Source organism: Klebsiella sp. GL120222-02, from assembly GCF_003097195.1.
GTDB classification, from domain to species: domain Bacteria; phylum Pseudomonadota; class Gammaproteobacteria; order Enterobacterales; family Enterobacteriaceae; genus Klebsiella; species Klebsiella variicola.
In genome coordinates this window covers 487,182-498,823 of the sequence record NZ_QEQO01000003.1, presented here as the reverse complement: position 1 = coordinate 498,823, position 11,642 = coordinate 487,182, and the positions used below count along the sequence as shown (strand labels likewise).

The window sequence follows — 11,642 nt, the reverse complement described above, 5'->3', positions numbered from 1 at the left end:
AGTTAGCCGCCCATCGAGCGAGAAGAGGACGTTGAGCCTGCGGCGCTACGCTGCATAGTCGACTGCTTCGCCACCGACTCGCCAAAACCACCGCGGGTAACGGTGGTGGTGGTCGCTGGCTTCGGCGCCATCGCGGTTTTCGGCACGTTCATGGTGCGACCCGGCTGGGCGGCGCCATAGCTCTTGCCGCTCGCATCGGTGTATTGACCATAGGCCGGGCTGGCCGGGTTTTTCGAGCTGAACAGCGGCTGCTGTTGCGCCATGCCGCCGCCCATCAGGCGGCCCATCATATAGCCGGCCATCAGCGGCATCCAGAAGCTGCCGCTGCTTTGCGCCTGCGCCTGGTTTTCCGGGGCGACGCCCGCCTGGGCTGGCGTCTGCTGGCACTGGCCTTCGCCAAACTCGGCGACGCAGTCTTCCCGGGTGGCATATTTCGGCGCGGTGCGTTCTGCCTCTTTTACCGCGTTGGTGTAAGCCGTGGTGCACTCGGCTGCTTTGCCCGGATTGGCGGCGGAGCAGTCATCGGCGTTCTGGTATAGCGACACCGTTTCATCGCTTTTTTCACAACCGGCAAGCATAAAGACCGCGGTGACGGCCAGCGCGACCGGCGTCAGATGGCGTGCGCTCCAGCTTTTGCGGAACGACGAATGATTAATTTTTTTTGTCCGTTTCATATTTGTCTTCCAGGACCCAGTGGTATGGCGTGTGTTAACGCTCAGGATAGAGGATGAGTGGTGGAAAATGAAGCGAAGAGGGGCGCTAAGCGGGGGATCTTTACGTTGCCTTACGTTTAACGCATCGCCTGTCCGACGGACAGGCGATGCGCGTCACAGTATGGGTATTACTGACGGAACGGATTGCTGCCGCTGCTCTGGGTGGTCCGTGCGGACGCCGGTTTCACCGCTGCGGTAGTGTTGCCGTAGCCATCGGCGGTGGCATCCTGCTGTGGATTTTCCGGAGCGACGCTGTCTGCGGAGGTGGGGATCGGTTTGCCCAGCGTGTTGTTCAGGGCGACCAGATCCTGCTCGTTCAGGGTACCTAACGCCGACTTAATGTTCAGCTCGTTGATCAGGTAGTTATAGCGCGCATTGGAGAGCTGCTGCTTGGCGTTATACAGCGTGGTGGTGGCGTCGAGGACGTCAACGATGGTACGCGTACCCACCGAGTAGCCTGCTTCCATCGCATCCAGGGAGCTTTGCGCAGAGACCACCGCCTGTTTGTAGGCATTGATGCTGCTGATGGAGGCGTTCACGTTGTTAAACGACGAACGTACAGTCTGCACGACGCTGCGGTGGGCGCTTTCCAGCTGCTCGCTGGCGCCAACGAAGTTGTATTGCGCCTGTTTGACCTGCGAGGTCACCGCGCCGCCCTGATACAGTGGCAGAGAGAAGTTCAGGCCGATTTGGTTCTGCCCGGCATCGTTATCCTGGTATTGCTGAGGATTATTATGGGTTTTTGAACCACTGTAGCTAGTATTCGATACCCCACTCGACGCGGATAGGCTGAGCGTCGGCAAATGCCCGTCCTGCGCCTGGCGAATCTGCTCGCGAGCCAGGTCCTGGTTCAGACGCGCCTGCAGCAGCGACAGGTTGCGATTCTCCGCTTCCTTCAGCAGGGCGTTGACCGCCTGCGGCTTGTTGGTTTTGAAGCCATTCACGTTCAGCGAGGCCAGCTCCGGATAGTAGTTACCGGTGACCTGGCGCAGTTCTTCGACGGCGTTGTCGAGATCGTTACGCGCGGTGACTTCGTTCGCCAGCACGGCGTCGTATTGTGAACGGGCGTTCTGCACGTCAGTGATCGCCACCAGGCCTACGTTAAAGCGCTGCGTGGTTTGATCCAACTGGCGGTAAATAGCCTGTTTCTGCGCTTCGGTATAGGAGAGCGTGTCGATGGCGGCCAGCACTTTAAAATAGGCCGTCGCGGTATTCAGAATCAGCGTTTGCTGATCGGTCTGATACGTGACATCCTGAATACCTGCCGTTTTTTCCTGCAGCGTCAGGGCGCGCCATTTCGACATATCAAACAGAACCTGCGTTAACTGCAGCGAGCCGCTGGTGACGTTTGAATTGATGCCGTTGCTGTCGCGATAGCCATTGTTATAGGTATAATCCGCTCCCAGCCCAAGCTGAGGCAGTAATGGACTGCGCGCTTCATTGATCTTTTCGAACGCGGCGTCACGATCGGCTGCCGATTTACGCAGATCGGGGTTGCTGATGCGCGCCTGCTGGTAAACCTGAAGCAGGTTTTCCGCCTGGCTCATGGCGCTGAACCCGGTCAGGCTCAGGCCGATAAGAATGGGGAGCAATTTCTTCATTTGCATTCCTTGTTGTGAAGCATTTAGCGCTGGTCTAATTCTAAGAAAAATTCCGCTGATTGTATCGATTCTGCCGCCGTAAAAAGTTGGCGTTACGTGCCATCCGGCGGTAATTTGCACCAATCTAACATACGGACCGTAAAACGGTAGCCAAACGGTCTGGAAATCCCTAATTTCGGATTAGCAGGACATGACAATGAGCAAACCCATTCAGCAGGGAATTACCTTCTTCAAAAATGATGTAGAAATTATTGCACGCGAAACGCTGTATCGTGGTTTTTTTTCGCTCGATTTATACCGTTTTCGCCACCGCCTGTTTAACGGCGGCATGAGCGGCGAAGTCACCCGTGAAATTTTTGAGCGCGGGCATGCCGCCGTCTTGCTACCCTTTGACCCGGTGCGGGACGAAGTGGTGCTCGTCGAACAAATCCGTATTGCCGCCTATGATACCAGCGAGAGCCCGTGGCTGCTCGAAATGGTCGCCGGCATGATCGAAGCGGGGGAAACGGTGGAAGACGTTGCCCGTCGGGAAGCGCTGGAGGAGGCCGGACTTGGAGTTGGGCGGACGAAACCAATATTAAGCTATCTGGCCAGTCCTGGCGGCACCAGCGAACGGTTATCGATCCTGGTGGGAGAAGTTGATGCATCCACGGCAAAAGGCATTCACGGCCTGGCCGAGGAAAACGAGGATATTCGGGTGCATGTGGTGAGCCGGGAACAGGCTTACCAGTGGGTAGAAGAGGGGAAAATCGATAACGCAGCCTCTGTCATCGCCTTGCAATGGCTGCAATTGCATTATCACAATTTACGAAACGAGTGGACAAAATGAAGCGTTATACACCTGACTTCCCTGAGATGATGCGCCTGTGCGAGACCAACTTCGCGCAGTTGCGCCGCCTGTTGCCGCGAACGGATGCAGCGGGTGAGAAGGTAAGTTATCAGGTGGGAAGCGCGCAGTATCGGTTAACGATAGTTGAATCGACCCGCTACACTACTCTGGTGGCGATAGAACAGACTCTGCCTGCGGTAAGCTACTGGAGCCTGCCGTCGATGACCGTTCGCCTCTACCATGACGCCATGGTGGCCGAAGTGTGTTCGAGTCAGCAGATCTTTCGCTTCAAAGCGCGGTATGATTATCCTAATAAAAAGTTGCATCAACGCGACGAAAAGCATCAAATTAACCAGTTTCTGGCCGACTGGCTGCGTTACTGTTTAGCACATGGAGCGATGGCGATTCCGGTTTGTTAGCGTCGTTAAACCTAAGGACACCATTTGGAAAGCCTGTTAAACCTACCTCTGGCTGGTGAGGCCAGAGTCAGGATCTTACAAATTACTGATACTCACCTGTTTGCTGAAAAACATGAAACGTTGTTAGGCATTAATACCTGGGAAAGTTATCAGGCCGTACTGTCGGCTATTCATGCCTCACAGCGTCCATGCGATCTGATTGTCGCAACAGGCGATCTGGCGCAGGACCACTCCTCCGCGGCCTATCAGCATTTTGCTGAGGGTATCGCGAGTTTTGCTGCACCCTGCGTCTGGCTACCGGGTAACCATGATTTCCAGCCGGCGATGTACAGTACGCTGCAGGCGTCAGGCATTTCACCCGCCAAGCGCGTGTTTCTCGGCGACCACTGGCAGATCCTGCTGCTGGACAGCCAGGTGTTTGGCGTTCCCCATGGCGAGCTGAGCGACTTCCAGCTGGAGTGGCTCGAACACAAGCTGGCAGAAGCGCCGGAGCGTTATACCTTACTCCTGCTGCACCACCATCCGCTGCCTGCTGGCTGTAGCTGGCTGGACCAACACAGCCTGCGCAACGCTGGCGCGCTGGACCGCGCGCTGAGCGCCTGGCCGCGGGTGAGACATCTGCTGTGCGGCCATATTCATCAGGAGCTGGATCTGGACTGGAATGGCCGGCGCATGATGGCGACGCCGTCGACCTGCGTCCAGTTCAAACCACACTGCGCCAATTTCACTCTGGATACCGTCTCACCCGGCTGGCGCTGGCTGGAGCTGCATCCTGACGGGACGCTGACCACCGAAGTGTGCCGCCTGGAAGGCGCCGAGTTCCACCCGGATATTGCTTCAGAAGGCTACTGATGGCGACGCTTCTTTATCTGCACGGCTTTAACAGTTCCCCGCGCTCGGCGAAGGCGATGGCGTTAAAGACCTGGCTGTCGCAGCAGCACCCCGACATCACCATGGTGGTACCGGAGCTGCCGCCTTATCCGGCTGAAACAGCAGAGCTGCTGGAATCCATTGTGCTGGAGCATGGCGGCGAGCCACTCGGGGTTGTGGGATCGTCGCTGGGCGGCTACTACGCGACCTGGCTGTCGCAGTGCTTTATGGTGCCGGCGGTGGTCGTCAACCCGGCGGTGCGCCCGTTTGAACTGCTGAACAATTTTCTCGGCCACAATGAGAATCCATACACCGGGCAGCAATATGTGCTAGAGTCTCGCCATATTTACGATCTCAAGGTCATGCAAATCGACCCGCTTGAAGCGCCGGATTTACTCTGGCTGCTGCAGCAGACCGGGGATGAAGTGCTTGATTACCGCCAGGCCGTTCATTACTACGCCTCCTGCCGGCAAACGGTGGAGGAGGGCGGTAATCACGCATTTGTCGGCTTTGACGATCATTTCACTCAGATTATCGAATTTCTCGGCCTGTGCTAAACGGCCCTGAACGACCTACGAATACACACCATGACGCAATCTTCATATAACGCTGATGCCATTGAGGTACTCACCGGGCTAGAGCCGGTGCGCCGCCGTCCGGGCATGTATACCGACACCACCCGTCCTAACCATCTTGGTCAGGAAGTTATTGATAACAGTGTCGATGAAGCGCTGGCAGGCCACGCCAAACGCGTGGAAGTTATCCTTCATGCCGACCAGTCCCTGGAAGTCATTGACGACGGGCGCGGCATGCCGGTCGACATTCACCCGGAAGAAGGGGTGCCGGCGGTTGAGCTGATCCTCTGCCGACTGCACGCGGGCGGTAAGTTTTCCAACAAAAACTACCAGTTTTCCGGCGGCCTGCACGGGGTGGGGATCTCGGTGGTCAACGCCCTGTCAAAACGCGTAGAGGTAACGGTTCGTCGCGACGGTCAGGTCTACAGCATCGCCTTTGAAAACGGTGAAAAAGTAGAAGATCTGCACGTCACCGGTACCTGTGGCAAACGCAATACCGGGACCAGCGTCCATTTCTGGCCGGACGAAAGCTTCTTCGACAGCCCGCGTTTCTCCGTTTCGCGTTTGACCCATCTGTTAAAAGCGAAAGCGGTGCTGTGTCCCGGCGTGGAAATCGTGTTTCGCGATCAGGTCAACGACAGCGAGCAGCGCTGGTGCTATGCCGATGGCCTTAACGACTACCTGTGCGAAGCCGTAAACGGCCTGCCGCTGCTGCCGGAAAAACCGTTCGTCGGCACCTTCTCCGGCGAGACGGAAGCCGTGGACTGGGCGCTGCTGTGGCTGCCGGAAGGCGGCGAATTGCTGACCGAAAGCTACGTCAACCTGATCCCGACCATGCAGGGCGGGACGCACGTTAACGGTCTGCGTCAGGGACTGCTGGATGCGATGCGCGAGTTCTGCGAATACCGTAATATCCTGCCGCGCGGCGTGAAGCTGTCAGCCGAAGATATCTGGGATCGCTGCGCCTACGTGCTGTCGGTGAAAATGCAGGATCCGCAGTTCGCCGGGCAAACCAAAGAGCGTCTGTCGTCGCGCCAGTGCGCGGCATTCGTCTCCGGCGTGGTGAAAGATGCCTTCAGTCTGTGGCTGAACCAGAACGTACAGGCTGCCGAACTGCTGGCGGAGATGGCTATCTCCAGCGCCCAGCGTCGTCTGCGCGCCGCCAAGAAAGTGGTGCGTAAAAAGCTGACCAGCGGTCCGGCATTGCCGGGTAAGCTGGCAGACTGCACCGCCCAGGACCTGAACCGCACCGAGCTGTTCCTCGTCGAAGGGGACTCGGCGGGCGGTTCAGCCAAGCAGGCGCGCGATCGCGAATATCAGGCGATCATGCCGCTGAAAGGCAAGATCCTGAATACCTGGGAAGTCTCGTCCGATGAAGTGTTAGCTTCGCAAGAAGTGCACGACATTTCGGTGGCGATTGGTATTGACCCGGATAGCGATGATTTAAGCCAGCTGCGCTACGGCAAAATTTGTATTCTGGCGGATGCCGATTCCGATGGCCTGCACATTGCCACCCTGCTGTGCGCGCTGTTTGTGAGACATTTCCGTACCCTGGTGAAAGAGGGGCACGTCTACGTCGCGCTGCCGCCGCTGTACCGTATCGATCTCGGTAAAGAGGTCTACTACGCGCTGACGGAAGAAGAAAAAACCGGCGTGCTGGAGCAGCTGAAGCGTAAGAAGGGCAAGCCAAACGTCCAGCGCTTTAAAGGTCTGGGTGAGATGAACCCAATGCAGCTGCGGGAAACCACGCTTGATCCGAACACCCGCCGGCTGGTGCAACTGGTGATCAGCGATGAGGATGAGCAGCAGACCACGGCGATGATGGACATGCTGCTCGCCAAGAAGCGTTCCGAAGACCGTCGCAACTGGCTGCAGGAGAAGGGCGATATGGCGGATCTGGAAGTGTAAGTCTGTACGCTGCGCCTGACGTAAAAGGGAGCCTCAGGCTCCCTTTTTCATTTCACGACTGCGTCGGCGGGCTTAGACGCCAGGCTGCAGGATACGGATGGTGGTCTCCAGCACATCGCCTTTGACCGCTTCCGACCAGGCTTTCATGTGCGGCGTTTGCAGGTGCGCTTCAAGATGCGCGACGCTTTCCCACTGCTCCACCATGACGATAGAGTCGGGGGCCGTGGTCTGGAAGCTGACGCCGGCGGCATGATCTACCATGGGCGCGTAGCCGTGGCAGCCGGCCTCCTGCAAAACGGTCGGAATGATTTTCGCGAACTGATCGAGAACCGCCTGACGGTGGTGCTGGCCCGGGCGGGTACGGATTTCTGCAATCACTGTTAACATGGTTAACTCAACTCCTTCTGTGTGTATCTCGTCATACTCCAGGTTCGAATAACTCGAAATATGTAGAGCGTAGACCTGTAGTTAACCAAAAATTTCCGCCAGATGCTTGCGATATTCTGCGATATACCGTGGGACATCAGGCATTTTAATCACGTCGTTGGCGATAAAGGTCGGCAGCGCTTCCATTCCCAGGAACTGGTTAGCCTTATGGAACGGCAGGTAAACGCCGTCAACGCCGACGCCGTGGAAGAACTGGTCTTCGTCGGTGAAGGCTTCCATCGGCGCGTTCCAGGTCAGGGAGAGCATATATTTTTTCCCCTGCACCAGGCCGCCGGAGCCATATTTTTTGCTGGCGTCGGAGCGGGTACGACCGTCGCTGGCGTACAGCGAGCCGTGGCCTTCGGTAAAGACATCATCCATATATTTCTTCACCGTCCACGGGGCGCCCATCCACCAGCCCGGCATCTGCCAGATCACCACATCGGCCCAGAGGAAATTCTGCACTTCTGCTTTTACGTCGTACTCGCTTTCGGCGCGAACGCTTTTAACATCGTGCCCGGCGTCGCGCAGATAACTCTCCGCGACCTCGGTCAGGGTGTCGTTCAGCTGGCCATTCGAGTGCGCGAACTTTTTTGCGCCATTGATAATCAGGATGTTGCTCATCATTTGTCCTCAATCTTGAAAATTTGCCGATGATCTTACCCCGCGAAGCGGGGCAGTAAAATGAGCAAAATGTGCAAAGTCTTTTGCCAAATGAGCAATAATCTCGCTACCAGTACACGCGGGCTTCGAAGCCGCCGTCGCGCGCGTTGGCGAAATCAACCTGCATGCCGTGCAGCGAGGCGATGCGTCGGACGATAGACAGGCCCAGGCCGCTGCCCGGCGCGTCCTGCCCCGGCGGGCGATAAAAACGCTCGCCGATGCGCGCCAGCGCCTGCGGGCTAATGCCTGGGCCGTTATCACGCACCCGAAACTCGCGGGCGTTGAGGGTGATATCAACCTGGCTGCCGCGCGGGCTATAGCGTACGGCATTATCCAGCAGGTTGCGCACCAGAAGGCTGAGCAGCAGCGGCTGGCCGGTGTGAACGATATGACTGGCATTCAGGTGTAGGCGTAGTTCAATGGCGGACTGCTGCGCATGGTGATACATCTCCATGACCGCCGACTGCAGCAGGTCGTCGATGGCGACCGGCTGCACGTCGTCCAGTTGGGCGAGTGAGTCCAGCCGCGACAGCGTCAGCAGTTGATCGACCAGCCGGGTGGCGCGATCGATCCCCTGGTGGAGCTGGGCCAGCGCTTTCTCACGTCCTTCTGCATCGTCCATAGAGAGCTGGGCGACGTCGGTCTGTACCTTCAGCGCCGCCAGCGGGCTGCGCAGTTCATGGGCGGCATCAGAGGTAAACCGACGTTCGCGCAGCATGGCGTTATGGGTGCGCTGGAACAGCTGATTCAGAGCCTCGACCAGCGGGCGGACTTCGGAGGGGATCTTCTCCACGCTGAGCGATTCCGCTGAGTCCGGCGCGCGCAGGCGCAGCGTGCGCGCCAGCTTTTTCAACGGCGCCAGTTCGCGGCTTAACAGCACGATAAGCAGCACGAACATCAGCGGCAGGGCGATCATCCACGGGGTGAGCTGCGAGGTCACGATATCCATCGCCATTTCGCGCCGATAATCCCACTCCTGACCGACGACGATGCGATGGCGACCGTCGTCGGTGGTTAGCCACAGGAAGCGCCATTCGTCATCATCGCCGCGCAGGTAGCCATTGCTGAACCCCTCGCGCTGCGAGCTCCACTGGATATCCTCCCCGTTCTCGCCGTCGTTGAGCACCATGGTGCCGTCGCGGGTGAAGATGGCGAACGCCAGCGCGTCGTCGTCGATGTGTCCATGCCGCACCTTTTTCTTTTCACCGAACGATTCGGGCGGGGCGCGGAGTTCATCGAAATGCATGGCGCTCAGGCGGCGGGCGAACAGCAACTGCTGGGTATCGAACAGCTTATCCAGCTTTTTGCTGGTTTGCTGCCAGGCGATCACGCTGGCGACGCCCCAGGCGGCCGCGGTCAGCACAGCAAACAGCAGCGTCAGACGGACGCGCAGGCTCAGGCGGGCAAGTCGTTTCATGCGTCACCCAGGGTATAGCCTATGCCGTGAACAGTGCGGATAAATCCGCTACCGAGTTTGCGGCGCAGATGATGGACGTGAACTTCCACGGCGTTGCTGGAGACCTCGTCGTCCCAGGTGTAGAGCTTTTCTTCGATAAGCTTGCGCGGCAGTACGCGACCAGCGTTACGCAGCAGCAGTTCCAGCAGGGCGAACTCTTTCGGCTTTAGCACCAGGCTCTCGCCGTCGAGGCTGGCGGTTAAGCGGTTCGGGTCGAGGCTCACCTTGCCGTGGCGCAGCTCGCTGCTGCTCTGGCCGTGCGCGCGACGGATCAACGCTTCGAGGCGCGCCGCCACTTCAATCAGGGCGAAAGGCTTGCACAGATAGTCATCGGCGCCGAGCCGTAGCCCCTCCACTCGCTGGCTGAGCGCATCGCGGGCGGTAAGGATCAGCACTGGCTCATGGCGGCCCTTGTCCCGCCATTCGCGCAGAATATCGAGGCCATCGATGCCGGGGAGGGTGAGATCCAGGATTGCGGCGTCGTAGGGGGCGCTATATAAGGCATTTTTGCCCTCCAGCCCGGCGGTAAACCAGTCAATGCTGAAGCCCATTTTGCTCAGCCCGGCTTTGATGCCGTCGCCGATCAGCTTGTCATCTTCCACCAGTAATATGCGCATGTTTCCCTCCGACGATCCTGTTTCTTTGCGCAGTAAACCGCGTTGAAGCGGGTGATGTACAGCATTAAAATTTCTTTTTTCCGCTTAAGAAGTCGTTAAGTTTTGTCGGGCGTAATAGGAGCCATATCAACACGAAGGGAGAACACATCATGAAGAAAATTGCTGCGATGACCGCGATCGTTGCCCTGGTTTCCATGCCGGTGCTGGCTGCCGAACAGGGCGGGTTTACCGGTCCTTCTTCGACCACGCAGGTCAGTTCCACAGCGCAGGCTGGCGGATTCACCGGCCCGAGCGGCGCGGTGACCACCGTCGCCAATGCCAAATCGCTGCGGGACGATACCTGGGTGACCCTGCGCGGCAAGATAACCGAGCGCATTTCTGACGATCTGTATAAATTCCAGGATGCTTCCGGGGTGATCAATGTCGATATCGACCACAAGCGCTGGAACGGCGTGACCGTCGGCCCGCAGGACACAGTAGAAATTCAGGGGGAAGTCGATAAGGACTGGAACTCAGTAGAAATCGACGTTAAACAGATCCGTAAAATCGCGCCATAAGTCTTCGTCAGATAAGCGCAAGATCGGTCAGGCATCGCGATCCTCGCTCTGTCAGAGTATGTCGCGAGGAGGAGACGATGAACGATATTAAGGCCAGCCCGGCGTATGTCGGGCGCTTCCAGCGTGTCTGTAGGTACATTGCGCGCCATCTTGATGAGCCGCTGTCGCTGGAGGCGCTGAGCGCGATAGCGCACAGTTCGCCTTACCATTTTCACCGGCAATTTAGCGCTTATACCGGCATTCCATTGTACCGGTATATTCAGTGGTTGCGCCTGCGACGCGCCTGTTGGCGCCTGGCGTTCAACCCCCGCGATAAAGTCATCGATATTGCCCTTGATGCCGGATTTCAGAATGCGGAGTCGTTCAGTCGTGCCTTCCGTACCGCGTTTGACCAAAGCCCGACCCAATTCCGTCAGCAACCGGACTGGGCCGAGTGGCATCGACGCGTACCGAAACATACGCTACAGGAGCAAACGTCGATGGACGTCAATATCATTTCCTTCCCCACCACCCGGATAGCCGTACTGCAACATCGCGGCAGCCCGGACCTTGTCAACACCACCGCCGCGCGTTTTATCGCCTGGCGTAAGACGAGCGGATTATCGCCCGTCGCCACCAGCGATACCTGGGGTATCGCCTGGGACGATCCGCAGACCACCCCGCAGGAGGCATTTCGTTTTGATATCTGCGGTACGGTCGCTGGGCCGGTCGGTGAAAACGCCTTTGGCGTGATTAACGGCGAAATCCCCGGCGGACGCTGCGCCGTCGTGCGCCATCACGGCTCGCTGGACACGCTGGCGAACAGCGTTTGGTTTCTCTATCGCGACTGGTTACCCGCGTCAGGCGAGACGTTACGGGATTTTCCGGTGTACTTCCGTTACCTCAATTTTGTCCATGAGGTGGCTGAGCATGAACTGCAAACCGATATTTATCTGCCGCTGGCCTGATTAAGCGTGACGGAATCCTCAGCCGATCTCACGGCCTGTGACTCAGGGCGTGAGATCGGGT

13 protein-coding genes are annotated in these 11,642 nt (G+C 57.9%); 7 read left to right on the top strand and 6 right to left on the bottom strand.

The window, feature by feature from the left end; translation table 11 throughout:
- Positions 1 to 2: 2 nt before the first annotated feature.
- Both N438_RS12390 and tolC read right to left on the bottom strand, forming a co-directional pair.
- Positions 3 to 674: a DUF1190 family protein gene (locus N438_RS12390; RefSeq protein WP_008806518.1), complete on the bottom strand. Its 672-nt coding sequence runs from the start codon at positions 672 to 674 to the stop codon at positions 3 to 5.
- Between the two features lie 167 nt (positions 675 to 841).
- Positions 842 to 2,314, bottom strand: coding sequence for an outer membrane channel protein TolC (gene tolC, locus N438_RS12385; RefSeq protein WP_008806517.1), 1,473 nt, complete (start codon positions 2,312 to 2,314; stop codon positions 842 to 844).
- 196 nt (positions 2,315 to 2,510) lie between these two features.
- On the opposite strand from tolC, the gene nudF reads away from it, so the two are divergent.
- Genes nudF through parE form a run of 5 tightly spaced genes read left to right on the top strand, consistent with a single transcriptional unit; the run spans position 2,511 to position 6,915 of the window.
- Positions 2,511 to 3,143, top strand: coding sequence for an ADP-ribose diphosphatase (gene nudF, locus N438_RS12380; protein ID WP_116696314.1), 633 nt, complete (start codon positions 2,511 to 2,513; stop codon positions 3,141 to 3,143).
- Entirely contained in the window at positions 3,140 to 3,562 is a 423-nt protein-coding gene (locus N438_RS12375) for a DUF1249 family protein (protein ID WP_002916847.1), read from the top strand. The genes nudF and N438_RS12375 overlap by 4 nt, the downstream gene beginning before the upstream one ends.
- Positions 3,563 to 3,586: 24 nt before the next feature.
- Positions 3,587 to 4,414, top strand: coding sequence for a 3',5'-cyclic-AMP phosphodiesterase (gene cpdA, locus N438_RS12370; RefSeq protein WP_008806515.1), 828 nt, complete (start codon positions 3,587 to 3,589; stop codon positions 4,412 to 4,414).
- A complete protein-coding gene (gene yqiA / locus N438_RS12365; protein WP_008806514.1) occupies positions 4,414 to 4,989 on the top strand; it encodes an esterase YqiA in 576 nt (191 codons plus the stop codon). Before cpdA ends, yqiA begins: the two co-directional genes overlap by 1 nt.
- Before the next feature lie 30 nt (positions 4,990 to 5,019).
- On the top strand, positions 5,020 to 6,915 hold the full coding sequence (parE, locus tag N438_RS12360; protein WP_008806513.1) for a DNA topoisomerase IV subunit B: 1,896 nt from the start codon (positions 5,020 to 5,022) through the stop codon (positions 6,913 to 6,915).
- Positions 6,916 to 6,987: 72 nt separating this feature from the next.
- Here the strand turns inward: parE and N438_RS12355 are convergent, their stop codons facing one another.
- From N438_RS12355 to qseB, 4 genes are all read right to left on the bottom strand, one after another.
- Positions 6,988 to 7,302, bottom strand: a complete 315-nt coding sequence (locus N438_RS12355) for a putative quinol monooxygenase (RefSeq protein WP_008806512.1) — start codon at positions 7,300 to 7,302, stop codon at positions 6,988 to 6,990.
- 81 nt (positions 7,303 to 7,383) lie between these two features.
- Complete coding sequence (locus N438_RS12350; protein ID WP_008806511.1) at positions 7,384 to 7,965, bottom strand: NAD(P)H-dependent oxidoreductase; 582 nt, start codon at positions 7,963 to 7,965, stop codon at positions 7,384 to 7,386.
- Positions 7,966 to 8,071: 106 nt separating this feature from the next.
- On the bottom strand, positions 8,072 to 9,421 hold the full coding sequence (gene qseC, locus N438_RS12345) for a quorum sensing histidine kinase QseC (RefSeq protein ID WP_044650162.1): 1,350 nt from the start codon (positions 9,419 to 9,421) through the stop codon (positions 8,072 to 8,074).
- Positions 9,418 to 10,077, bottom strand: a complete 660-nt coding sequence (gene qseB, locus N438_RS12340; protein ID WP_008806509.1) for a quorum sensing response regulator transcription factor QseB — start codon at positions 10,075 to 10,077, stop codon at positions 9,418 to 9,420. Before qseB ends, qseC begins: the two co-directional genes overlap by 4 nt.
- A gap of 149 nt (positions 10,078 to 10,226) precedes the next feature.
- Here qseB and N438_RS12335 point away from each other — a divergent pair, with 149 nt between their 5' ends.
- Positions 10,227 to 10,634 carry a YgiW/YdeI family stress tolerance OB fold protein gene (locus N438_RS12335; protein WP_008806508.1) on the top strand — a complete coding sequence of 136 codons (408 nt, stop codon included), beginning with the start codon at positions 10,227 to 10,229 and terminating at the stop codon, positions 10,632 to 10,634.
- Positions 10,635 to 10,711: 77 nt separating this feature from the next.
- Entirely contained in the window at positions 10,712 to 11,581 is an 870-nt protein-coding gene (locus N438_RS12330; protein ID WP_008806507.1) for an AraC family transcriptional regulator, read from the top strand.
- Positions 11,582 to 11,642: the final 61 nt, after the last annotated feature.

Bases quoted from the DNA above. Each gene is read 5' to 3' on its own strand.
- N438_RS12390 (WP_008806518.1), bottom strand. From the start codon at position 674: ATGAAACGGACAAAAAAAATTAATCATTCGTCGTTCCGCAAAAGCTGG.
- tolC (WP_008806517.1), bottom strand. From the start codon at position 2,314: ATGAAGAAATTGCTCCCCATTCTTATCGGCCTGAGCCTGACCGGGTTC.
- nudF (WP_116696314.1), top strand. From the start codon at position 2,511: ATGAGCAAACCCATTCAGCAGGGAATTACCTTCTTCAAAAATGATGTA.
- N438_RS12375 (WP_002916847.1), top strand. From the start codon at position 3,140: ATGAAGCGTTATACACCTGACTTCCCTGAGATGATGCGCCTGTGCGAG.
- yqiA (WP_008806514.1), top strand. From the start codon at position 4,414: ATGGCGACGCTTCTTTATCTGCACGGCTTTAACAGTTCCCCGCGCTCG.
- parE (WP_008806513.1), top strand. From the start codon at position 5,020: ATGACGCAATCTTCATATAACGCTGATGCCATTGAGGTACTCACCGGG.
- N438_RS12355 (WP_008806512.1), bottom strand. From the start codon at position 7,302: ATGTTAACAGTGATTGCAGAAATCCGTACCCGCCCGGGCCAGCACCAC.
- N438_RS12350 (WP_008806511.1), bottom strand. From the start codon at position 7,965: ATGAGCAACATCCTGATTATCAATGGCGCAAAAAAGTTCGCGCACTCG.
- qseC (WP_044650162.1), bottom strand. From the start codon at position 9,421: ATGAAACGACTTGCCCGCCTGAGCCTGCGCGTCCGTCTGACGCTGCTG.
- qseB (WP_008806509.1), bottom strand. From the start codon at position 10,077: ATGCGCATATTACTGGTGGAAGATGACAAGCTGATCGGCGACGGCATC.
- N438_RS12335 (WP_008806508.1), top strand. From the start codon at position 10,227: ATGAAGAAAATTGCTGCGATGACCGCGATCGTTGCCCTGGTTTCCATG.
- N438_RS12330 (WP_008806507.1), top strand. From the start codon at position 10,712: ATGAACGATATTAAGGCCAGCCCGGCGTATGTCGGGCGCTTCCAGCGT.